Source organism: Enterococcus infantis, assembly GCF_049166715.1.
Lineage (GTDB): Bacteria > Bacillota > Bacilli > Lactobacillales > Enterococcaceae > Enterococcus_C > Enterococcus_C leclercqii.
In genome coordinates, this window is sequence record NZ_JBMHFB010000007.1 from 17459 (window position 1) to 38676 (window position 21218).

Here is a 21218-nt window from a genome sequence, read left to right on the forward strand (position 1 = left end):
TCAAATACTGGGATGTTGCGTTTCTTATTTGAAAAGGTACCTGGTGTCAGTGATGCTAGTGTAAATATCAGCTGTTGTTCGTAAGAAAACAGAAACTTGTTCATCAGTTGAATGATCCCAAAGCCGCAACTTGGAATGGAGCCAAAGAGAGGATTCGAAAAAATGAAAAATGAAATGATGCACCGGCCAGTGGTGAAAAAAGAACTGGTGGATTATATGCGCAGCAAACAAAAGCCTTTGACAGGTAAGTTAGGTGAACTGGAACGTGATGCCAATCGCCGAGGGGTTCCGGTAATTCCCCATGAAACTGTGGTCTTCATGCAATTTCTTTTGGGACAACTGCAACCAAAACAAATTTTAGAGATTGGGGCAGCTATTGGTTTTTCTTCCAGCTTGATGGCCCAGTTTGTGGGAACTGACGGCCATGTGACCACCATTGATCGCTACGACGTGATGATCAAAGAAGCCAAAGAAACTTATGCACGTCTGGAATTAGAAGACAAGATTACGTTATTGGAAGGACAGGCGAATGAAATTCTGCCAACGTTGACAGGGCCCTACGATTTTATTTTTATGGACAGTGCAAAGTCTAAATATATCGAGTTTTTACCGGAATGTCTGCGTCTTTTGAAAAAAGGCGGCGTCTTGATGGTAGATGATGTCTTTCAAGGCGGTACGATTTTGGATCCAATCGAAGAGATTCCACGGAAAAATCGGGCCATTCATCGCAAGCTAAATGAATTTTTAGATGTAGTCACGGAGCACCCGCAGCTAACTTCAACACTGCTTCCTCTGGGAGACGGCGTTCTGCTGGTCACCAAAGAGGCAGAGGAAATCTTTTTGTAAAGAGTCATTTAGTTTTTCGAGAGTAAATGTGTTAGAGTGTCTCTCAAACGCAGGTGATCAAAAGAGTGGGAGAAACGTAAGATGAAAAAGCTGACGGAGCTTTTGACAGCTGCAAAAGCCAAGTGGAATAAAAAGAAACAGGTGGAAGAAGACTATTCGTTAGCAACGCCTCCGCTTCTTTTGGTGCCCGGAACCGACGGAAAAATCAGCCGGTTCGACAAACTGATCGCTTTACTGGAAGAAAAGCAACCGGTGGCGGTTTTAAAAATAACTGTACAAGAAGATGATACTCTCCTTGTCAGTGGCAGTCTGGCCATTGACAATACTCGTCCGGTGGTAGTTATTGCCTTTAGTGATGCTTCTGAGGCGGCAGTCCCCAAACAGGCCCATTGGTTTCGCAAGGCACTGATGTATTTGGAAGAACACTATCAGGTGAGAGCATATGATTATTTTGGTCATTCAAACGGTGGATTAGTCATCACCGAATATTTGGAAAACGTCTGCTTGTCCATTGATCCTCAGGTGCGATTTTTGCTGCTGACAGGAACGCCCTTTGACGGTGTGCGTCAACAGACTGTTTCCCAGGCTGCTAATCAGCTACAGCAAAATCCTTCAGAAAGCTTGAAAAACTATCTTGTTAAACAGTCGCGTCTTCCCAGTAATCTCGATGTGGTCTTGGTAGCAGGAGAGAAAAACGATAGTAACTCTGATGGAATTGTTCCGGTGATAAGTGTTGCAGCGGGTCTTCAGTTGTACGCGGAGGCTAACAGTTGTCGATTTGTCCTCGTGAAAGGAGCTGGCCATAGCCAGTTAGTCACCCACGAGACCGTCGTCCATCTGATTGCAGATGAGCTTTGGCATGAGACAGTAAAATAACGTAAATCTTCATTGGTAAAGCTTAAATGTTCAGCTCAACTCCTTTTAAAAAAAGTTTGACAAGGCTTAGCTCCTTTTCTATAATGAAACATGTTGCCGCTATGTCGCAGTAGCTCAGCTGGATAGAGCATCCGCCTTCTAAGCGGACGGTCGGGGGTTCGAACCCCTCCTGCGATGCTAAAAAACCCCGTGATCCGATGTTGGATCACGGGGTTTTTGATTTTTGCCAGTGAATATTGTCTGTCAGCGCCCAGTTTTTTTGATTCGATAGGTTTCAAAATAGGCAAGGTCTTTGCGGCTTTTAACCCCAGCATAAAGGCCCATCAAAAGCGCTCCGGCAGTGTTTGTAAAAAGATCTCCCATCGTATCCATCAAAGCAGCTCGACCGACTAATGGCGCACCGCTACTGTCCGGAGAGTCTAAATAGCGTTGTAAGTTCATATTGGCAACCGAATCGCAGAGAAATTCCCAAAATTCCCAAAAGACCCCACAAACGCCGGCAAATGCAAAACCGAAGACTAAAAATAGCCAAGGGGAAACCTCTTTTGCGACTGTTTTTTTCAAAAGCATCCCGCAAATCCCATAGCCTAATGCCGTCAACAGCATTGGACTGACAGTGTGGAGCACTTTATCCCAGCCGTTGATGAAGCGAATCAAATGCAGGCAGGTTCCCATAAAGACCGACAGCCATAAGAAGAACCAATAGAAATAAACAATCGGCTGTGGAATCTCAATTTTCAACAATTTACGAGCAATCTGCGGCAGATAAATCAGCGCAATTCCTGCCAAGCATTCCAATAAGATGACCGTCATCTCTGGGCGGGGTAGACGGACAGTAATGTATTCGTAAAGATTGAACAAGAAGACCAACAGTCCGAAAATCGTGAAGGCCCGTTGAATTTTTCGTTGATTAGTCATAGATACCTCTCCTCTCATAGTATCGATTTTACCATAATTGCCAAAAGGGACTAACTGATAAGGTAATGACTGGTCTGTACAGGTCTGGTGCCAGACTGCCAATCAGCTGCTCAAAGAAATCCGACGCCAGTCTGATTTTTAGTTTTCCGACAATGTGCTATAATAGTTGTCAATGATTAAATTACAGTTGTGAAAGGAATATCCATGATCAGAATCACAATGCTTTCCCGAGCAGATACCGTTAAAGGACAAGGAGTAGGCAGTGCCTATAACGAATTACTGCGCATGTTGCAAGAACGATTTTCAGACGAATTTCATATTGAAATTAATTCTGCAAAAAAAGCAGATATTTCTCATTACCATACGATCAACCCTGAATTTTATCTGTCGGCATTGACACCCAAAAGTCGTGGTGTACGAGTTGGCTACGTTCACTTTCTGCCAGAAACTTTAAAGGGTAGTATTGAATTGTTTTGGCCGATTCAAAAGATCTTTGACTGGTATGTGATGTCTTTTTATAAGCGGATGGATGTTTTGGTGGTGGTCAATCCCAGCTTTATTCCTCAGTTGACGGCAGCGGGAATCCCAGAAGAAAAAGTTTGCTATATCCCGAATTTTGTTTCCACCACAGATTTTTACCCCAAATCAGCTGTCGATAAGCAGATGGATCGTGAGCGATTAGGTTTTTCACAAGATGATTTTGTCGTTTTAGGTGTGGGACAGATTCAAAAACGTAAGGGAGTGGATGATTTCATCCAGCTGGCCAAAGATAACCCGCATATCCGATTTGTTTGGGCGGGGGGCTTTTCTTTTGGAAAAATCACCGACGGCTACGATGATTACAAAGAAGTCTATGAAAATCCGCCGGCTAATCTGATGTTTACCGGCATCGTTGACCGTGAGGAGTTAGTGGATTATTACAATGCAGCAGATGTTTTCTTGCTGCCTTCCTACAATGAATTATTTCCCATGAGTATTTTGGAAGCCTTCAGTTGTCAGACACCAGTGATGTTGCGGGAGCTGGACCTTTATGAGTCAGTCATTTCCGGCTATTATATCGGCACCAAAGATCGTAAAGAAATGTCTGAAAAGCTCAACCAACTAGCACAAGATCCCGCTCAGTTAACCCATTTTAGTGAGCTTTCAGCTGAAGCAGCCCAACATTATTCAGAAGACAATGTCGCAAAGATTTGGCATCGCTTCTATACTGAGTTGGCTGCTGGACGCAAGCCGGAGTTAAACCCGGCCAATCGTGAAGTCAGACCCTAATAAAAATGGGCAAAACAGCGACTGACGAGTATCTTTTGGCAAAACGTATTTGTGTCTGTCTTGTGGTCAGTGAAAGCTAAAAAACAGCCTACTTTAACGAGCTTGCTGTTAAGACTGCGACGAGAAAGCCACTGTTTTTCTCGTCTGTCTTTTTACAAGGCGCGTTGAAATAGGCTGTTTTTAGTTTTTGAGTGGCTGTTCAAAGCGAAACAAACAAAGACGAAAATTGGCAATTTCGGCATATTAAAGGAAAAATTCAGTTGTTTAATAACTGTCCAACCTGTTGCCAGTCTTTTTGAATTACCGGTTCCAATTTGCGATTGTAAAAAACGGCGGCTGGATGAAAGAGAGGAATCACCTGATAATTCTGGGAAGTCCACTGGTAGCCAGTCTCTTTGGCATCCAATTTTTGAATTGGGCCAACCAGCAGCTTGCCGTGCTCGTCTGTGATCAGATGCCCCGATCCCAACAAGCGTTGCAGCCCGATATTGCCTACTGTTGCAATCAGCGTAGGGGCCACCTGAAAAATCTCATAGTCTAAGATTGGAGCGTGAGCCAGGACTTCTTTTTTGGAAGGGGTTCGATTAGGTGTGCTAGTTTCGAGCAGTCCGGTTCGTTTGTTTAAGCGTTCTTTAATACTGAAAGGGCGGCTGCGAACCGCACTTGTAATGTACACATCTTCGCGGGTAAGTCCAGCTAGCGCTAAGCACTTCATCAATTCCACACCGGCTTGACCGCTAAAAGGAATATGTGTAGTAATTTCATTTCTACCAGGTGCTTCGCCGACAATCATCAGCTTGGGAAAAAGTGGGCCTTGACCTGCCACAAAACCTTCCAGCTGCATCCCTGTTGAGCGCTGTCGCACATGTTCAACCAGTTCTTTTGGATAATCCACCAAAATCCCTCCGTTTCTTTCTTCTTCATTATTATAGATAGAATCTTTTCGTTTGAAAAGTTTCACGAAAACAGGCAAAACTTACAGTTGACGGCCAACGTTTTTTTTGATAAAGTATTCTTGTTGTAATTGTGGGCACCACAGCTACAACCGCACAGAACAAGTCATAAGCAACGCTGTTTACCGGCGTTCACTTGGGATGGCGAGTCTAAGTCTAAATAAGGAGGTGCTTTTGAGTATGTACGCAATCATTAAAACTGGTGGCAAACAAGTCAAAGTGGAAGTCGGTCAAGCAATCTACGTTGAAAAATTGAACGTAGAAGCTGGCGAGAAGGTTACTTTTGATGAAGTAATCTTGGTCGGTGGCGAATCTACGAAAGTTGGTGTACCAACTGTCGCAGGTGCAACTGTTGAAGGAACTGTTGAAAAACACGGCAAACAAAAGAAAGTCGTGACTTTCAAATACAAACCTAAAAAACATTCACACCGCAAGCAAGGTCATCGTCAACCTTACACTAAAGTTGTCATCGATGCCATCAACGCATAATTCTTAGAAAAGCAGGTCGAACTATGATCATCGGGACATTCAAACGCAATGACTCTGGTCGGATCATTTCCTTTGAACTGACAGGCCATGCCCAATCAGGTGAATACGGCAAAGATCTCGTGTGTGCTGCAGTATCGGCATTAGCCATTAGTGCAGTCAACGGAATTGATGCTTTGGCAGGGAGTACACCTGTCATAGATGCCAATGAGGAAGACGGCGGTTATCTCTATGTGGAGATTCCCCGGGATTCTACTCAGGAGCAGACCAACATCACGCAGATTTTGTTGGAAAACCTTTTGCTCGGTCTGCAAGCTGTTCAGGCGGAATATAGCGAATATCTGCAACTGAAAACCATCACGAAATAAAAAAACTATCACAGGAGGTGCTTTTCCATGTTGATGAAAATGAACTTACAATTCTTCGCCCACAAAAAAGGGGGCGGTTCTACTTCCAACGGCCGTGACTCAGAATCCAAACGTTTAGGTGCTAAACGTGCGGACGGTCAAACCGTTACTGGTGGTTCTATCCTTTACCGCCAACGGGGCACTAAGATCTATCCAGGTGTGAACGTTGGTATCGGCGGTGACGATACATTGTTTGCTAAAGTTGACGGCGTCGTACGTTTCGAACGTAAAGGCCGCGACAAAAAACAAGTTTCCGTTTACCCGGTAGCGCAAGAAGCATAATCAACAAACGGCTCTAACCCTTACAAGCTAAGGGTTGGGGCTTTTTTGTTCTCATCAAACTTTTTTGAGTTCTTGTTTGAGCGTGGTTTAAAGCGTAGGGGTAGTGGCTAATAAAAAGAGTCATTAGGGCGGAAAAACGGTTATTTGTTGCAAGCTTTGTTACACTATCAAATGAGGTGAATTTTGTGGAAGAAGAAAAACATTGTCGAGAGTCACGGGTGATCCAGACCCATCGGATCTTTCCTTTTGATTTAAATCCATTTGGCTTTTTATTTGGCGGCAAGCTGATGACGATGATTGATGATGCCGCTTCGATTTCAGTGACCCGCCACTGTCGTCGAGGAGCGGTCACGGCTTCTTTGGATAGCTTGAATTTTTTGAAGCCGCTGCATGAAAATCATTCGGTTTGTGTGAAATCTTATGTTTCGGGAGCCCACAACAAGTCGATGGAGGTTTTTGTGAAAATTATCGGGGAAGATTTAGTTACTGGGGAACGCTATTTAGCCGCCACCTGCTTTACCACGTTTGTTGCGATTCCTTCTCACATGAATCCAGAAACGACATTTACAGTTCCAAAGATTATAGCGGATACACCGGAAGAAAAAATGGTATGTGCCGGCTATGAGAAGCGGCGCAAGGACCGTCTGGCAGAACGAGAAGATTACAAAAAATTTGCTGCCACATTATCGACGCGCCTTCCGTGGTCAGATGAGGAAGCTGGCGATTAAGAAGCTGAAAATGTTCAAAATCAAGCTCTGAAAACAATAAGAAAAGTTTCGCAAAGACAAGGCCTGTGCTAGAATATAAAGAAAAATGAAATCGAAAGGGTGTTGGTTGTGGGAGAATTAATCGATGGGAAAAAGCTGGCTGCTTTGATGCAAGAGCAGATGAAAGAAGAAGTGTCGCTTTTAAAAGAAGAAGGACTGACTCCTGGATTGGTCGTTTTATTAGTAGGGGAAAATCAGGCGAGTCAAGTTTATGTGCGTAATAAAGATTTGGCGGCAGAGCGGATTGGGATTCGTTCTACCGTTGAACGCTATCCGGAAAGTATCACTGAAGAAGAACTGCTTGCAGAAATAAATAGATATAACAATGACCCGTTGTTTCACGGGATTTTAGTGCAATTGCCACTGCCGGCCCACATTGATGAAAACAAGGTACTCTTAGCTATCGATCCCAAAAAAGACGTTGATGGGTTTCATCCTTTGAATTTGGGCGCCCTCTTTGCCGGTAATCCAGGAATGATTCCTTGTACACCATTTGGGATCATCAAGATGTTTGAATACTATGGCATTGATTTGGAAGGGAAAAATGCTGTCGTAATTGGTCGTAGCAATATCGTGGGTAAACCGATGGCGCATTTGTTGTTGCAAAAGAACGCTACCGTTACTATTGCTCATTCAAAAACAAAAGAGCTGGCTGCCCTTTGCCGACAAGCAGATATCTTGGTTGTAGCTATTGGACGGGGGCATTTTGTTACAGAAGACTTCATTAAAGAAGGGGCTGTCGTTGTTGATGTCGGCATGAACCGCAGTGCTGCCGGCAAATTGATCGGTGATGTAAAATTTGATGAAGTTGCTCCTTTAGCAAGCTATATCACGCCGGTTCCTGGTGGTGTCGGTCCTATGACTATTACGATGCTGATGTATCAAACGATTGAAAGCGCCAAGCGGCATCGGGCGCAATCTTAAAAGAAATCAGGTGAAAGAGTTGTCTCAGCAGTATTTGACTGTAACGGCGTTAACCCGTTACCTCAAACGTAAATTTGATGCGGATCCTTATTTGGAGCGAGTCTTTTTGACCGGTGAAATTTCTAATTTTCGCCTGCGTCCTAATCACCAGTATTTCAGTTTGAAAGATGATGGTGCCAAAATTTCGGCGGTCATGTTTAAAGGCGCCTTTGATAAGATCAAATTTCGTCCAGAGGAAGGGATGAAGGTTCTGGTTGTAGGGCGGATTTCGTTGTATGAATCTAGTGGCAACTATCAAATTTATGTCGAGCAGATGCAGCCAGATGGAGTTGGGGCTCTTTACCAGGCCTATGAGCAGTTAAAAGCGCAGCTGACCAAAGAAGGACTTTTTGCCGCACCTAAAAAACAGTTGCCCCGCTTTCCTAAGCGAATCGCCGTTTTGACCAGTCCCTCTGGTGCAGTGATTCGTGACATCATTACCACCGTCAAGCGTCGTTACCCTATTGCACAGCTAGTCTTATTTCCAACAATTGTTCAAGGCGATCGTGGAGCTGATGATGTAATTCGTAACATTCAGCGAGTCGAGGAAGATGGCGGATTCGACACGATGATCATTGGCCGTGGGGGCGGCTCAATTGAAGATTTATGGCCGTTTAATGAAGAGCGGGTGGCTCGGGCAATTTTTGCTGCACAAACACCGGTAATTTCATCAGTCGGTCATGAAACGGATACGACGATTGCCGATTTGGTAGCCGATGTGCGAGCTGCTACACCCACTGCAGCAGCTGAGCTGGCAGTGCCGGTGTTGTCAGATGAAATCCTAAAGCTTAGACAGCAACAGGCCCGCTTGGAGCAAGCCTTCCGTATGCAACTGCAACAAAAGAATGAACGCTACCAGCGAGCCTTGAGCTCTTATGTCTTCCGGCAACCGGAACGGCTGTATGAAGCGCAGACTCTCAAGGTGGACCAATTAACACAACGGTTGGGGCAAAGCCTACAGCAGCTTCTTTACACTAACGAGCGGGGGTATCAGCAGACAGACCGGCGTTTACGACAGGTTTATCCGTTAGCCAGAGTGCAGGCTGGAAAACAACAAAATGACTTTTTAACAGCTCGTTTGGAGCAGCAAATCCTTCGTTTGTTGGAAAATAAACGCAACGCTTTTATAAGTACGGTGCAGTCTTTGGATCTCCTCAGCCCGTTAAAAATCATGGGGCGAGGGTATACCTATACGACAAAAGAGGGACAAGTAGTCAAGTCAATTGAACATCTTCATCCAACAGAAGTTGTCACTATTCATTTTCCTGATGGTCAGGCTCAGGCAGCGATTACAGAAATCTTTGAAGAGTAAAATGGATATGAGACTAAAGTTACCCCGACTGACATGTATAATCTGAGTAAGAGGATAACAATCGATAGAAGACGTAAAGGAGCATAAAAAATGGCACAAGCAACATTTGAAGAATCATTGCAGGAATTAGAACAGATTGTCACCCGCTTGGAAAAAGGGGATGTCCCACTGGAAGAAGCATTGGAAGCCTTCCAAAAGGGCATGGCACTGAGTAAACAATGTCAAGAGACCTTGACCAATGCCGAAGAGACCTTGACGAAGATGATGCAGGACAATGGCCAGGAAGCGGACTTTGAAGAGCGTGATGCATGATGACACCAACGGATTTACAAACAACACACCTGCCTCGTGTGGAAAAAGAGATGATCAACTTTTTGACTGGGGTCACTACAGATGAGCGTTTGTTGGCAAGTATGCTATATTCTATCAGAGCCGGTGGCAAACGAATCCGGCCGCAACTGTTGCTGGCAGTGGTTTCTGGATTTGATAAGCCGGTGGAGACAGGTGTTTATCAGACAGCAGCGGCTTTGGAGATGATCCATACTTATTCCTTGATCCATGATGATTTACCGGCGATGGACGATGACCCGTTACGTCGGGGAATGCCGACTAATCATATCGAATACGGAGAAGCAACAGCGATTCTTGCTGGGGACGGCTTGCTGACCGAGGCGTTTCATTTGTTAAGTTCGGCGGTTTTGCCTGCTGAGGAAAAGCTGTTGTTGATCCAGTTGTTGGCTAAAAGAGCTGGCAGTGGTGGTATGGTAGCAGGCCAAGCCGCCGATATTCAAGGAGAAAATCAACGCTTGTCATTGGCAGAACTGCAAAACATCCATCAACGCAAAACCGGGGATTTATTGAGTTATGCACTGGTAGCTGGCGGTATCTTAGCACAACAACCAGTGGAAGTCTTGGCGCAGTTGGAGCAATTGGCAGCCCACGTTGGCCTAGCCTTTCAGATTAGAGACGACTTACTGGATGTCACAGCAACAACGGCGGAATTGGGCAAAGCAGCTCATAAAGATGCCGCCGCCGGTAAAAATACCTATCCGGAATTATTAGGATTAGACAAAGCCAAAGAAGCGTTGAGTGACGAGTTGGCGGCAGCGGAAAAGCTGATTAACGAGTTGACGGCAACACTCCCTTTTTCTGGCGAGTTGTTACAAGAACTTTTGTTGAAATTCCGATTGTGAGGAGAAACCATGAAAAAAGAGCGAGTGGATGTTCTGGCTGTCCAGCAAGGATTGTTTGAAACCCGAGAAAAAGCGAAGCGAGCTGTGATGGCCGGCTTAGTGGTGATGGAAAAAAACAATTTGCGCTTAGATAAGCCTGGAGAAAAAATACCGCAAGACACCCCCCTCAGAGTCAAAGGTGAGGTCATGCCATATGTTTCTCGTGGTGGACTGAAATTGGAGAAAGCCTTAAAGCAATTCGACTTCAATGTACAAGACAAGATTTTGCTGGATATCGGCTCTTCTACCGGCGGATTTACAGATGCGGCATTGCAAAATGGGGCTACACTCAGTTATGCACTAGATGTTGGTTACAACCAATTGGCCTGGAAACTGCGTCAAGATCCCCGGGTTGTCGTCATGGAGCGAACCAATTTTCGTTACAGCAAACCGGCTGATTTCTTGGAAGGTCTACCAGATGTAGCGACAATCGATGTTTCTTTCATCTCCTTAAAATTGATTTTGCCACCGCTGCATGAGATTCTAGTGCCAAATGGGTTGGTGATGGCGTTAGTGAAGCCGCAATTTGAAGCAGGGAAAGAGGCTGTTGGCAAAAACGGAATCGTCCGTGATCCGAAGACCCATGAACGGGTGGTCACTGAAATCTGCGACTTTTCTCGGGAAACCGGCTTTGATGTGTTGGATCTGGCTTTTTCACCGATTACTGGTGGCGAAGGCAATATTGAATTTTTACTCTTGCTGAAAAAAAGTGCCGATAAAGGTATAATTTCAGAAAAAGTGAATATTTCCAGCGTTGTAAAAAGTGCTCATGAAATACTGACATAAGCTGATAACACGCTGTTAAAGAAAGGTAAAAGAGTTATTTTTCTCTGGGACCTTTCTTTCTTTTTGCATAAAAATAAGGTATGATAGGGAAGTTAAAACGCGGGGACAGCGTGGCTTACGCCGTTGTCTTCTTGCCGGTAAAGGCGGGTCTGCCAAGGACTCTTCAAATCAAATCCTACAAATATTGGCAGTGGACGTGTTGAAGGGAGTAAAATATGCGGAAAAAAGATCGTCATCGGTTGATTACCCGATTGTTGAACGAACACAATATCCAAAAACAAGAAGACTTCGTGGGTCTGCTACAAGAACGTGGAATAATGGTGACTCAAGCCACCATCTCACGGGACATCAAAGAGCTGAAATTGATTAAGATTCCTTTTGAAGGTGGTTACCGGTATAGTTTGCCGGCTGAGACAGCAGAAGACATTGGTGAAAAGTTGGCTAAATTATTGCAAGATGCCTTCGTTTCAGTGGATCAGTTGGAAAAGTTTGTAATCTTAAAGACGTTACCAGGAAATGCTTCAGCAATCGCTAATTTGATCGATCGACTTCATAAAGCACGACTATTTGCGATTTTGAACGACGATGACTCTGTATTGATGATTGCCAAAACCGAAGCGGCGGCGGCGGATATGAAGGCCGAGTTTTTAGACTATATCTGATAGCTGGCGAGTTTGCTTTTTGGCAGATGAGTTAGCATTTTGACAGGAGGCATGGGGATGCTGTTGGAATTGGCGATTGAAAATTTTGCCATCATCTCACAACTACGATTAACATTTCACGAAGGTATGACGGCACTAACCGGTGAGACGGGTGCCGGAAAGTCCATTATCATCGATGCGATGGGGCTATTGGCTGGTAGCCGCGGCTCTGCCGACTACATCCGTCAAGGGGCTGATAAATGCCGCTTAGAAGGGGTCTTTGATATGCCGCAACAACCGGGTTTCACCCAACTATTGCAAGAGTTGGGGGTGGAGACTGAAGCGGGGGATCCTTTGATTTTGCAGCGGGACATGACGACAGCTGGAAAAAATGTCTGCCGAGTCAATGGACGAACAATGAATTTAGCCAATTTGAGACGGATTGGCGATTTTTTAGTGGATATTCAAGGACAAAACGAACATCAAGAATTGCTGCAACAAGAGCGACACTTGCACTTGGTAGATGAATTCGGTGACAATAAGTTTCACAAAGAATTAGCAGCTTACAAAGAAGAGTACCAGGCTTATCGTCAGTTGGAAAAGCGAGTACACAAAATCCAGACCAACGAGCAGTCCTTTGTTCAGCGTCTGGATATGTTGCGTTTTCAACAAGAAGAAATCAGCCAAGCGAACTTACAACCAGAAGAAGAAGCTCAGTTGACAGAAGAGCGGGAAAAACTGGCCAATTACCAAAAAATTGTGGACGCATTGGGGCAAAGCTACCAAATCTTAACCGCCACGGAAATGAGTCCAGTAGACGGAGTCGGTGCTGTTTTAAGCGAACTTCAGGAAGTGGCTCATTTGGACAATGAATACAATGCAATTGCTGAAAACTTGCAAAGCGCCTACTATCTTTTGCAAGATGCTGCCGGCGATATTTCTCGGCAATTGGATTTTCTAGAGTTGGATGAAGAACGATTGGAAGAAGTGACGCAGCGTTTGGAACTGATTCGCCAATTAAAGCGAAAGTATGGTGATTCGATTCCAGCGATTTTACATTATTTCGAAGCCATCAGTCGTGAGCTGTCCGCCTATGATGATTCTGATAACCAGTTGGAAGAACTCCAACAAAAATTGAAGCGCGACGAGGCTGCGCTGTGGAATACTGCTGAACAGCTCCATCAACAGCGCAAAGCCATCAGTCATCGCTTAGAAAAAGCCATCATGCAGGAACTAAAAGAACTGTATATGGAAAATACTCAGTTTGCAGTAGTTTTTGAAAAAACACGGGTATTAACAGAAACCGGCTTTGATGAGGCCGCATTTTACTTGACTACCAATCCTGGAGAACCGTTAAAACCATTGGTGAAAGTCGCGTCAGGCGGGGAACTTTCACGTATCCTGTTAGCATTGAAGACGATCTTCTCACAAAATCAAGGGATCACCAGCATCATTTTTGATGAGGTAGATACGGGTGTCAGCGGACGTGTGGCTCAAGCAATCGCTGAAAAGATTGCCAAGATTGCCCGTAATTCTCAAGTGCTGTGTATCACCCATCTGCCACAAGTGGCGGCGGTTGCTGATTATCAATATGGAATCGCCAAAGCAGTCAGTCACGGACGCACGGAAACAACAGTCACTCAGTTGGATACAACCGCCAGAGTCAATGAAATTGCCCGAATGCTTTCAGGCGCCGAGGTCACACCATTGACCTTGGAACATGCCAGAGAGCTTTTGACGATGGCAGGGCACGGCTAATCCAGAGACAGAAAATCAAATGCAACATAATGAATAACTAGAAGAAGACTATAAAAGCAAGATGTAAAACGGCTGTGACAATCGTTGAGTTAGCGTTCTCTGAAGTGAACACTACCAAACGTGAGACCTCAAAAGCCGATGATCTTCCATTAAAAATATTGGAAGATCATCGGCTTTTCATTGCTAAAAATTTCAAACACGGACTTTCCTTGATGAAATCAAGGAAAGTCCGCATCATTCACTTCTCTTTACAGGTATGGGATTGTTCTCTCTTCGAACTAAGACATCAAGGTAGTCACAAATTTGTCCTTATCCGTATACTTTTTATTAATCGTGGGTAAATCTCCGCTGCTTAACACTTGGAAATTACTTGTGTCACATTCTTATTTGGCAGTGACACTGAATTTTTATAGCTTTGCTGGAACTGTTCTGGCATTTTTTGCGATACCCAGCAGTGCTGATTTAGTACCTCGCAGATTTGCTGCGTGTTCATTTTCCTCAGACGGCTGATAGCCCCAAGATAGTAAACTGGTACGCGCATGACAATTTTTCATTAAAGATGAAAAAGGCACCTGTTCCTCAGCTGTGCTGAAAGGAACAAGCGCCTTTTTACTGTCTTTTACATAAAACTCATCAATGCAGTCAAAACGACGCCGCCCACTGTCAGGATCAGCATCATCCAGATCACGATTTTTGTGATCTTAGAGAAGGTACTCGTCTTTTTTTCGTTCATTGTTATCCATCCTTTACCGGTCTTTGCAATGAACAGTGTAACCGCTATTGGCGGAATCTTCAAGGCAGGTCTGTCAAAAATCACAAAAGATTCTTTTTTCTTAAAAATCGGATGGCTAAAACACATAAGAGAATTGTTCCGCCCATGATCAATAAAAAGGCACCGTCGTTATCAGCAAAGGGTAGTTTGACATTCATTCCATAAATTCCGCCAATAATGGTAGGGATGGTCAAGACAATAGTCAAAGAGGTCAAAATCTTCATGATGTTGTTGAGGTTATTGGAAACAATCGCCGAAAAAGTATCTGTCATTTGACTGACTAATTTCATGTAGATTTTAGAGGTGGTAACAGACTGTTTAGTTTCTACCAGAATATCATGGAGATGGTTGTGATATGCGTGGTGGCTATTGAATTCAGGCGTATTCCACAATTTTTGCAAGGCCTCATAGTTGGCAGAAGTCGCGGCCTCAAAAAAGACGAGGCTCTTTTGAATATCCATAATTTGATACAATCGTTTATTCTCAGTGGAAACCTGAATCTGGGACTCCAAGTGATTTACCTGGCGATCAATTTCTTCCAGATGTTGATTGTAGCTGAGGACCAGCTCCCATAAAATCATCAGCAAGATATTCATACGGGGACTCATATCATTTTGCAGAACTGGGCTTTGCAACACTTGATTAAAAAAGGGCGGGCGCTGATTGGCGACGCTGATTAAATGTTTATCAGGTGTAATAATCAATGAAATAGGGTATGTCTGGTACTGCAGATACCCGCTGGGACTAGTGGAGACAAAAGGAAACTCCATTACTAACAAAACGGGGCGTTTAAAAGTCTGTTGGTCCAACCCCTCCGTTCGAGCGTTTTCCATGTTGTCTAAAACCGCTGTCAGATAATCGGCAGGCAGTTGAAATTGCTGACATAGCTGAGTGATCTCAGCTTTTGTAGGGCTGTCTGCATGAAGCCAGGAAACGTCAGAACTATTTTCTCGAACATCTTTAATTTGATTGTCAGCTACTGCGTAATAAGTGAGCATCGTATCTCCATCCTTTTGAACGTTTTATTGAAAAAATGTAAAAGATAACCATCCCTACCTGCAAAAACCTTATGAAGACCGGTCATCGCTATGAATTTTTAAAAGAACTGAAACATTCATGTAATGAAAATAAAGTATAGTTAGCCTGTTATGGCAGGTTTTCTGAAGGGGTTAGTACCTGTTAAAAAATCTGCGGATAAATGAATGCGCCGAACCGAAAGACCAGTCAATCGTTTTTTTAATGCAAGCCGCCAGAAACAGTCTCGTAAAAAAGTGGCTGACTTTTTGGTAGTTTTCGGTGCCGGAATTTGTTGCAAAGGAGCAATTATGAATACAACTTTTCATCCGATTATGGTCTTATGGTATGTGTTTCCAGTCATCGTCTTGTTGGCTGCAAGCTATCTGACTTCGGCGTTATCTCTTCAAAAAAAATGGCAGATCAAAGGGGCAGATTTAGCCGTTCCGTTTTTGTGGTTGGGATTACACCAGATTTCTGTGAACAGCTTTTCAGTCTCTATTTTACCTTATTTTGTGATTGCCGTATTGTTTTTAGGTATCCTGCTGGTAATCTTTCAAGCCTATTATTATGGAGAAATCGCTTATAAGCGTTACTTTAAGATGTTGTGGCGCTTGATTTTTCTCTTCACTTTATTGTCTTATCTGCTGCTGATTATAGTAGATATTGTACATTATTTGTAGTTTTGAAGAGACTTTTAGAAGTCTTAAAATGCATGAAAAACGCTTGTTTCCGCTTTGGTTAAAAAAAGTCAGACAACTTTTCCAGCACTTTTGTATAAAAAGTGGTAGGAAGTGGGGGATTGTGGTAGACTGTGTATATCGAGTGGAGACAGGGGGTTATTTGTCGATGTTTATGGGCGAATTTCAGCATACGATAGATACCAAAGGCCGCCTGATTGTCCCTTCAAAACTGCGGGAGCAACTAGGCGAAAAGTTCGTTGTGACCCGAGGGTTGGATGGCTGTTTATTTGGCTATCCTTTAAATGAATGGGAAAAGTTGGAAGAGAAGCTCAACGAAATGCCGTTGGCGAAAAAGGATGCTCGTACCTTCGTTCGCTTCTTTTATTCTGCTGCCACCGAATGCGAAATCGATAAGCAAGGGCGCATCAACATCCCGCAAACATTGCGAAATCACGCCGGTTTGACGAAAAATTGTGTGATTACCGGGGTAGCCAATCGCATCGAAATCTGGGATGAAGAAAAATGGCAAGCTTTCTCTGAAGAGGCGGAAGCAAGCTTTGATGAGATCGCCGAAACGATGATCGATTTCGGACTGTAAAACAGAAAGAGGCACACCATGAGTGAGGATTTTCAACATTATACTGTCATGAAAAAAGAAACCGTGGACGGATTGAACATCAAACCTGACGGCGTGTATGTCGATTGTACGTTAGGCGGAGCCGGACACAGTGAGTACCTCCTCAGTCAACTAGGCCCGGGCGGACATCTTTATTGTTTTGATCAGGACCAAAAAGCCTTGGATCACGCCAAACTACGATTAGCTAAATATGTGGAAAACGGCCAAGTGACCTTTATAAAGAGTAACTTTCGCTATTTAAAAGAAGCCTTGTTGAACCATGATGTTTTTAAGGTTGACGGCATTTTGTATGATTTAGGTGTTTCATCACCGCAATTAGATGAAGCCCAACGAGGGTTTAGCTACCATCAAGATGCACCGTTAGACATGCGTATGGATCAGAGTGCTGATTTTTCAGCTTACAATGTAATCAACGAATACGATTATCATCAATTAGTTAAAATCTTTTTCCGCTACGGTGAGGAAAAGTTTTCAAAGCAAATTGCGCGTAAAATCGAAGAAGCCCAAAAACATGGGACAATCGAAACCACCGGTGAACTGGTGGAGTTGATCAAAGAAGCGATTCCCGCGCCGGCCCGCAGAAAAGGCGGACATCCTGCCAAACGGGTCTTTCAAGCTGTACGAATCGCTGTCAACGATGAATTAGGTGCGGTGGAAGAGTCCCTGGAAGAAGCGATCGATTTGTTGAAAAAAGATGGACGGATTTCTGTAATCACCTTCCATTCTTTAGAAGATCGCATCGTAAAAACGATTTTTAAAGAACACAGTACACCAAAGGATCTGCCGCCGGGTCTGCCAATGGTGCCGGAAGAATATCAACCGGAGCTAAAGGTCATTACCCGCAAGCCACTAGTGGCAGGTGTAGAAGAATTAGCAGAAAATAATCGGTCTCGCAGCGCCAAGTTGCGGATCGCCGAGAAGATTAAAGACTGAGAATCGAAATTTGCTGTTTGCTTTTTTCGATTATGGAACAACTACAATGCTTAAACTGGAAAGGAGTGTCGCACATGGCCGAAGTCAAAAAGCTGCCGGAATTTGATTATGAATACTACACCACCAATGAACCGCAGCCGCCTGTGCAAACACCGCCTAAACGACCTGATATTATCAAGATTCCCGCATCACCGGCTCGCCGATTAAAGCGCATCAGTAAAATTGAAAAACTGATTGGAATTTTGTTGCTGTTTTCAGTAATCGGGCTGGCAATCCTGACAGTTTATGTTCGAACCGATATTAGCCAATTGGAACATGAAATTTCTCAAATCGAAGCCCAGACCAGTTTGCAAGGACAGGAAAAGGTACGGCTGGAACAAGAAAAGGCCGAGCTCTCTAAAACAGAGCGGATTAAAGAAGTTGCAGAAGAGGCCGGTTTGAAGATCAACGATGATAATTTGAGGACAGTGAAGTAAATGCGTTTTAAACGAATCAGAAATTTTTTCAAAAAAAAGAATTCAACACCATGGAACAATCGCAAAAAAGTAGGTATCCTGTTGTTTGCTACGAGTATTGGGTTGTTCTTTTTGTTTGCCGCTCGCTTGACCTATGTAGTTGTAGTGGGTGACGTGGCAGGACACTCATTAAAAAAGATGACGGCCAACCTCTATCAGGGTTCTCGTGTCGTCAAAGCCAAACGAGGGACCATCTATGATCGCAACGGTGTCGTGATTGCGGAGGATGCGACCTCGTATTCGATTTATATCGTCTTGAGCGATACCTATGTTTCCGGCAAAACAAAATTATACGCAGAAGAAAAAAACTTCGAGAAGATTGCCGATGTGCTCCATGACCAGTTGGGCTCGAAAAAAGAAACGGTGCTCAAAACACTGGAAAATGGTAAGAAAAACAAGGCTTATCAGATTGAGTTGGGCAATGAAACGAAAAATTTGACCTTGGAAAAGAAGAAGAAGATTGAAGAGCTGCTTCAAGGAGACAAAGACGATGACAAAGATGATATCGCGGGAGTCTATTTTAAAGACCATCCTAATCGAATCTATCCAAATGGGACGTTTGCTTCTCACTTGATTGGCTATACTGACACAGAGACAAAAGACAACCAGGAAAGTGTTGTCGGCCGTATGGGAATCGAACAGGCCTATGACGATATCTTGAAGGGAACTGACGGCAAGATTGTCTATCAACAAGACAACTATCAAAACCCATTGCCAGGAACGGTTGCAGAAGAAAAACCGGCCAAAGACGGGCAAGATATCTATACGACCTTGGATAGTCGGTTGCAGATTTATTTGGAAAGTCTCATGGATGAGACTTTTGCTGAGTACAAGCCTGAAAATATGACAGCTATGTTAGTGGAAGCCAAAACCGGGCAAATCGTCTCAATGGCCCAGCGACCGACTTTCAATCCTGAGACTCGGAAAGGCATTGAAGACAATTGGATGAATATTTTAGTGGAAGATCACTATGAACCGGGTTCTACTATGAAGCTGATGACTGTAGCCACCGCCATTGACCAGGGCGTGTTCAATGAAAATGAGACCTTCCTTTCCGGCGAAATTAAAGTGGCGGATACTACAATCCGCGACCACGACTTAGGGGCTAAGGGAATCCTGACCATGCGCCAGGCGCTTTCTTGGTCGTCAAACGTGGGGATGGTCACATTAGAAGAACGAATGAGTGACGAACTACAGCAGCATCTGAAATACTTTGGCTTTGGAACGAGTACCTATTCTGGTTTAGCCTCGGAAAATGCGGGAACTTTGCCGAATGACAACGTCGTGGATAAAGCCATGAGTTCATTTGGACAAGCAATTAACGTTACCAACTTTCAAATGATGCGGGCGTTTACTGCAATCGCCAATAACGGTAAGATGTTGAAGCCGCAATACATCTCGAAAATCATCAACCCTGAAAGCAACAAAGAAAAAGTGTTCCAAACGGAAGTCGTCGGCAATCCGGTGTCGGCAGAAGCTACTAAAAAAGTACGGGAATACATGGTAGATGTGACACAAAGTGCTAATTACGGCTCTGCGTACGGGGTTTATGATGTGCCAGGCTATAACATCGGCGGGAAAACCGGGACAGCTCAGATCTACAACCCGGAGACCGGAACTTATTATGATACCGGCAGCAATTACTTGTATTCCATCGTGGAAATGATTCCGGCTGAAGAACCGGAATACATCTTGTACATGACCATCAAAAAGCCTGAAAAATGGTCTCAAAAAGCTTTCGGCAGTATCGGAAATCCCCTGCTGAAACGGGCAATGGATTTCAAAGAAAGCGAAGAACCGCTGCCTTCTGAAAAAGAAGAGGAAAAAATTGACGTTGCTGATTATCGTAAGCTGGGAACGGATGCGGCAGCAACGGATGTCAGCCGCTCTGGTTTGGTTCCAGTAGTCATTGGGACCGGAAAAGAAGTGGCCGCACAATCCACACCCCACGGGACGGAATTGTTACCTTCGGAAAAACTGATTTTAAAAACGGATGGCAGTGATTTTTATATGCCGGATACTACCGGCTGGTCAAAGGCGGACTTGATGAAGATTGGTAAGCTTTTTGATATTGAAGTGAAGTTTGAAGGAGAAGGGTATTGTGTTGCACAAAGTATCAAGCCGTATGAACGTATCGAAGGCAAGACACTGACCTTTACCCTGAAATAAAATGAGTAGTAAAATTGAGGAGTAGTTAAATCATGGAATGGACCCAAATGATCATCCCAATCGTCAGTAGCTTTGCAATGACATTTTCAGTGATGCCACTGTTTATTGGTTATTTTCAAATGAAACGCTATGGCCAAGAAATCCGTAAAGAAGGCCCCAATTGGCATCAAGCCAAATCTGGTACCCCAACGATGGGGGGCTTTGTCTTTTTGATTGGTATCTTATTGACGGCAGTCTGGGTGGCCGCTTGGCAAAATGAACTGACACCGACACTGTTTATTCTACTGTTCATCATGGTGCTTTACGGCCTTTTGGGTTTCCTAGATGATTTCATCAAGATTTTTAAAAAACGTAATGAAGGTCTGACTTCGAAACAAAAACTTTTTGGTCAGATTGCCGGCGCAGTGGTTTTTTATGTCGTCTATCTTCTGGATGGAAATAGCAATGTGCTAAATGTCTTCGGGTTTGACCTGAATTTATCCTATGTTTACGGGCTGTTTGTTTTGTTCTGGCTGGTGGGTTTCTCCAATGCCACGAACTTGACGGATGGAATTGATGGCCTTTTAAGTGGACTCGGCGTGGTTTCCTTTGCGACCTATGGAATTATTGCTTTTCATCAACAGCAAATTGACGTATTATTGATTTGCTTGAGTGTGATTGGCGGACTGGTGGGCTTTATTCCCTACAACCACAAACCGGCAAAAATTTTCATGGGTGATGTAGGTTCTTTGGCTCTGGGCGGACTCTTAGCGGCAATCTCCATTTTGCTTCATCAAGAGTGGACGTTGTTGCTGATTGGACTGATCTATGTCGTAGAAACTGCCAGTGTGATGCTGCAGGTCACTTACTTCAAAAAGACTCGTAAACGTCTCTTCAAGATGGCTCCTTACCATCATCATCTCGAGATGAGCGGCTGGAGCGAGTGGAAGATCGATATCATCTTTTGGGGGATTGCAGTAGTTATGTCTGCAATCACACTCTTAATCGTCTTGTAGGAGC

The 21218-nt window shown here is 44.1% G+C and carries 24 protein-coding genes, 1 tRNA gene and 1 other annotated feature; of the genes, 21 read left to right on the forward strand and 4 right to left on the reverse strand.

Annotation, left to right across the window (positions count from 1 at the left end; genetic code table 11):
- Positions 1 to 162 precede the first annotated feature (162 nt).
- The 3 genes from ACOMA8_RS09335 to ACOMA8_RS09345 all read left to right on the forward strand — a co-directional run bounded on the left by ACOMA8_RS09335 (position 163) and on the right by ACOMA8_RS09345 (position 1899).
- On the forward strand, positions 163 to 846 hold the full coding sequence (locus tag ACOMA8_RS09335; protein WP_421370259.1) for an O-methyltransferase: 684 nt from the start codon (positions 163 to 165) through the stop codon (positions 844 to 846).
- Between the two features lie 81 nt (positions 847 to 927).
- Entirely contained in the window at positions 928 to 1722 is a 795-nt protein-coding gene (locus ACOMA8_RS09340) for an alpha/beta hydrolase (RefSeq protein ID WP_421370261.1), read from the forward strand.
- A 103-nt stretch (positions 1723 to 1825) separates the two neighbouring features.
- Positions 1826 to 1899: transfer RNA gene (locus ACOMA8_RS09345), tRNA-Arg, on the forward strand.
- A gap of 66 nt (positions 1900 to 1965) precedes the next feature.
- Here the strand turns inward: ACOMA8_RS09345 and ACOMA8_RS09350 are convergent.
- The gene (locus tag ACOMA8_RS09350; RefSeq protein WP_161899407.1) at positions 1966 to 2640 is read right to left on the reverse strand and encodes a DUF2238 domain-containing protein; all 675 of its coding nucleotides are present in this window, start codon (positions 2638 to 2640) and stop codon (positions 1966 to 1968) included.
- A 204-nt stretch (positions 2641 to 2844) separates the two neighbouring features.
- Here ACOMA8_RS09350 and ACOMA8_RS09355 point away from each other — a divergent pair, with 204 nt between their 5' ends.
- Positions 2845 to 3909 carry a glycosyltransferase family 4 protein gene (locus ACOMA8_RS09355; RefSeq protein ID WP_421370263.1) on the forward strand — a complete coding sequence of 355 codons (1065 nt, stop codon included), beginning with the start codon at positions 2845 to 2847 and terminating at the stop codon, positions 3907 to 3909.
- Positions 3910 to 4165: 256 nt separating this feature from the next.
- Here the strand turns inward: ACOMA8_RS09355 and ACOMA8_RS09360 are convergent, their stop codons facing one another.
- The gene (locus tag ACOMA8_RS09360) at positions 4166 to 4804 is read right to left on the reverse strand and encodes a uracil-DNA glycosylase (RefSeq protein WP_161899409.1); all 639 of its coding nucleotides are present in this window, start codon (positions 4802 to 4804) and stop codon (positions 4166 to 4168) included.
- Positions 4805 to 4942: 138 nt separating this feature from the next.
- Positions 4943 to 5024, forward strand: a sequence feature (ribosomal protein L21 leader region).
- An 18-nt stretch (positions 5025 to 5042) separates the two neighbouring features.
- Between ACOMA8_RS09360 and rplU the strand changes: the two genes are divergently transcribed.
- The 11 genes from rplU (at position 5043) to recN (ending at position 13496) form a co-directional block, all read left to right on the forward strand.
- Positions 5043 to 5351: a 50S ribosomal protein L21 gene (gene rplU / locus ACOMA8_RS09365; RefSeq protein WP_161899410.1), complete on the forward strand. Its 309-nt coding sequence runs from the start codon at positions 5043 to 5045 to the stop codon at positions 5349 to 5351.
- A gap of 23 nt (positions 5352 to 5374) precedes the next feature.
- The gene (locus tag ACOMA8_RS09370; RefSeq protein WP_161899411.1) at positions 5375 to 5716 is read left to right on the forward strand and encodes a ribosomal-processing cysteine protease Prp; all 342 of its coding nucleotides are present in this window, start codon (positions 5375 to 5377) and stop codon (positions 5714 to 5716) included.
- Positions 5717 to 5743: 27 nt separating this feature from the next.
- Positions 5744 to 6037: a 50S ribosomal protein L27 gene (gene rpmA / locus ACOMA8_RS09375; protein ID WP_048604848.1), complete on the forward strand. Its 294-nt coding sequence runs from the start codon at positions 5744 to 5746 to the stop codon at positions 6035 to 6037.
- Positions 6038 to 6222: 185 nt separating this feature from the next.
- Positions 6223 to 6765, forward strand: a complete 543-nt coding sequence (locus tag ACOMA8_RS09380; RefSeq protein WP_161899413.1) for an acyl-CoA thioesterase — start codon at positions 6223 to 6225, stop codon at positions 6763 to 6765.
- Between the two features lie 108 nt (positions 6766 to 6873).
- Positions 6874 to 7728 (forward strand): bifunctional methylenetetrahydrofolate dehydrogenase/methenyltetrahydrofolate cyclohydrolase, encoded by an 855-nt coding sequence (locus tag ACOMA8_RS09385; protein WP_421370267.1) that lies wholly within the window; start codon positions 6874 to 6876, stop codon positions 7726 to 7728.
- Positions 7729 to 7747: 19 nt separating this feature from the next.
- Positions 7748 to 9079 carry an exodeoxyribonuclease VII large subunit gene (gene xseA / locus ACOMA8_RS09390; RefSeq protein WP_421370520.1) on the forward strand — a complete coding sequence of 444 codons (1332 nt, stop codon included), beginning with the start codon at positions 7748 to 7750 and terminating at the stop codon, positions 9077 to 9079.
- A 90-nt stretch (positions 9080 to 9169) separates the two neighbouring features.
- Positions 9170 to 9391, forward strand: coding sequence for an exodeoxyribonuclease VII small subunit (locus ACOMA8_RS09395; RefSeq protein ID WP_421370269.1), 222 nt, complete (start codon positions 9170 to 9172; stop codon positions 9389 to 9391).
- A complete protein-coding gene (locus ACOMA8_RS09400) occupies positions 9391 to 10272 on the forward strand; it encodes a polyprenyl synthetase family protein (protein ID WP_421370523.1) in 882 nt (293 codons plus the stop codon). The genes ACOMA8_RS09395 and ACOMA8_RS09400 overlap by 1 nt, the downstream gene beginning before the upstream one ends.
- Before the next feature lie 9 nt (positions 10273 to 10281).
- Positions 10282 to 11097, forward strand: a complete 816-nt coding sequence (locus ACOMA8_RS09405; RefSeq protein WP_161899417.1) for a TlyA family RNA methyltransferase — start codon at positions 10282 to 10284, stop codon at positions 11095 to 11097.
- A gap of 215 nt (positions 11098 to 11312) precedes the next feature.
- A complete protein-coding gene (locus ACOMA8_RS09410) occupies positions 11313 to 11759 on the forward strand; it encodes an arginine repressor (RefSeq protein WP_161899418.1) in 447 nt (148 codons plus the stop codon).
- Between the two features lie 57 nt (positions 11760 to 11816).
- Positions 11817 to 13496: a DNA repair protein RecN gene (recN, locus tag ACOMA8_RS09415; RefSeq protein WP_421370272.1), complete on the forward strand. Its 1680-nt coding sequence runs from the start codon at positions 11817 to 11819 to the stop codon at positions 13494 to 13496.
- 619 nt (positions 13497 to 14115) lie between these two features.
- On the opposite strand, the gene ACOMA8_RS09420 is transcribed toward recN, so the two are convergent.
- Entirely contained in the window at positions 14116 to 14229 is a 114-nt protein-coding gene (locus ACOMA8_RS09420) for a DUF4044 domain-containing protein (RefSeq protein WP_161899420.1), read from the reverse strand.
- A gap of 80 nt (positions 14230 to 14309) precedes the next feature.
- The gene (locus ACOMA8_RS09425; protein WP_161899421.1) at positions 14310 to 15266 is read right to left on the reverse strand and encodes a magnesium transporter CorA family protein; all 957 of its coding nucleotides are present in this window, start codon (positions 15264 to 15266) and stop codon (positions 14310 to 14312) included.
- 327 nt (positions 15267 to 15593) lie between these two features.
- On the opposite strand from ACOMA8_RS09425, the gene ACOMA8_RS09430 reads away from it, so the two are divergent.
- From ACOMA8_RS09430 to mraY, 6 genes are all read left to right on the forward strand, one after another.
- On the forward strand, positions 15594 to 15965 hold the full coding sequence (locus ACOMA8_RS09430) for a DUF3397 domain-containing protein (protein ID WP_161899422.1): 372 nt from the start codon (positions 15594 to 15596) through the stop codon (positions 15963 to 15965).
- Positions 15966 to 16131: 166 nt separating this feature from the next.
- Positions 16132 to 16563, forward strand: a complete 432-nt coding sequence (mraZ, locus tag ACOMA8_RS09435; protein WP_161899870.1) for a division/cell wall cluster transcriptional repressor MraZ — start codon at positions 16132 to 16134, stop codon at positions 16561 to 16563.
- A gap of 18 nt (positions 16564 to 16581) precedes the next feature.
- Positions 16582 to 17535: a 16S rRNA (cytosine(1402)-N(4))-methyltransferase RsmH gene (gene rsmH / locus ACOMA8_RS09440; RefSeq protein WP_161899423.1), complete on the forward strand. Its 954-nt coding sequence runs from the start codon at positions 16582 to 16584 to the stop codon at positions 17533 to 17535.
- 74 nt (positions 17536 to 17609) lie between these two features.
- Positions 17610 to 18011: a cell division protein FtsL gene (gene ftsL, locus ACOMA8_RS09445; RefSeq protein ID WP_161899424.1), complete on the forward strand. Its 402-nt coding sequence runs from the start codon at positions 17610 to 17612 to the stop codon at positions 18009 to 18011.
- Positions 18012 to 20219 carry a penicillin-binding transpeptidase domain-containing protein gene (locus ACOMA8_RS09450; protein WP_161899425.1) on the forward strand — a complete coding sequence of 736 codons (2208 nt, stop codon included), beginning with the start codon at positions 18012 to 18014 and terminating at the stop codon, positions 20217 to 20219.
- 32 nt (positions 20220 to 20251) lie between these two features.
- Positions 20252 to 21214 carry a phospho-N-acetylmuramoyl-pentapeptide-transferase gene (gene mraY, locus ACOMA8_RS09455; RefSeq protein ID WP_161899426.1) on the forward strand — a complete coding sequence of 321 codons (963 nt, stop codon included), beginning with the start codon at positions 20252 to 20254 and terminating at the stop codon, positions 21212 to 21214.
- The last annotated feature ends 4 nt before the right edge of the window (positions 21215 to 21218 follow it).

Coding starts and splice junctions, on each gene's coding strand:
- ACOMA8_RS09335 (WP_421370259.1), top strand. CDS start 163: ATGAAAAATGAAATGATGCACCGGCCAGTGGTGAAAAAAGAACTGGTG.
- ACOMA8_RS09340 (WP_421370261.1), top strand. CDS start 928: ATGAAAAAGCTGACGGAGCTTTTGACAGCTGCAAAAGCCAAGTGGAAT.
- ACOMA8_RS09350 (WP_161899407.1), bottom strand. CDS start 2,640: ATGACTAATCAACGAAAAATTCAACGGGCCTTCACGATTTTCGGACTG.
- ACOMA8_RS09355 (WP_421370263.1), top strand. CDS start 2,845: ATGATCAGAATCACAATGCTTTCCCGAGCAGATACCGTTAAAGGACAA.
- rplU (WP_161899410.1), top strand. CDS start 5,043: ATGTACGCAATCATTAAAACTGGTGGCAAACAAGTCAAAGTGGAAGTC.
- ACOMA8_RS09370 (WP_161899411.1), top strand. CDS start 5,375: ATGATCATCGGGACATTCAAACGCAATGACTCTGGTCGGATCATTTCC.
- rpmA (WP_048604848.1), top strand. CDS start 5,744: ATGTTGATGAAAATGAACTTACAATTCTTCGCCCACAAAAAAGGGGGC.
- ACOMA8_RS09395 (WP_421370269.1), top strand. CDS start 9,170: ATGGCACAAGCAACATTTGAAGAATCATTGCAGGAATTAGAACAGATT.
- ACOMA8_RS09400 (WP_421370523.1), top strand. CDS start 9,391: ATGACACCAACGGATTTACAAACAACACACCTGCCTCGTGTGGAAAAA.
- ACOMA8_RS09405 (WP_161899417.1), top strand. CDS start 10,282: ATGAAAAAAGAGCGAGTGGATGTTCTGGCTGTCCAGCAAGGATTGTTT.
- ACOMA8_RS09410 (WP_161899418.1), top strand. CDS start 11,313: ATGCGGAAAAAAGATCGTCATCGGTTGATTACCCGATTGTTGAACGAA.
- recN (WP_421370272.1), top strand. CDS start 11,817: ATGCTGTTGGAATTGGCGATTGAAAATTTTGCCATCATCTCACAACTA.
- ACOMA8_RS09420 (WP_161899420.1), bottom strand. CDS start 14,229: ATGAACGAAAAAAAGACGAGTACCTTCTCTAAGATCACAAAAATCGTG.
- ACOMA8_RS09425 (WP_161899421.1), bottom strand. CDS start 15,266: ATGCTCACTTATTACGCAGTAGCTGACAATCAAATTAAAGATGTTCGA.
- ACOMA8_RS09430 (WP_161899422.1), top strand. CDS start 15,594: ATGAATACAACTTTTCATCCGATTATGGTCTTATGGTATGTGTTTCCA.
- mraZ (WP_161899870.1), top strand. CDS start 16,132: ATGTTTATGGGCGAATTTCAGCATACGATAGATACCAAAGGCCGCCTG.
- rsmH (WP_161899423.1), top strand. CDS start 16,582: ATGAGTGAGGATTTTCAACATTATACTGTCATGAAAAAAGAAACCGTG.
- ftsL (WP_161899424.1), top strand. CDS start 17,610: ATGGCCGAAGTCAAAAAGCTGCCGGAATTTGATTATGAATACTACACC.
- ACOMA8_RS09450 (WP_161899425.1), top strand. CDS start 18,012: ATGCGTTTTAAACGAATCAGAAATTTTTTCAAAAAAAAGAATTCAACA.
- mraY (WP_161899426.1), top strand. CDS start 20,252: ATGGAATGGACCCAAATGATCATCCCAATCGTCAGTAGCTTTGCAATG.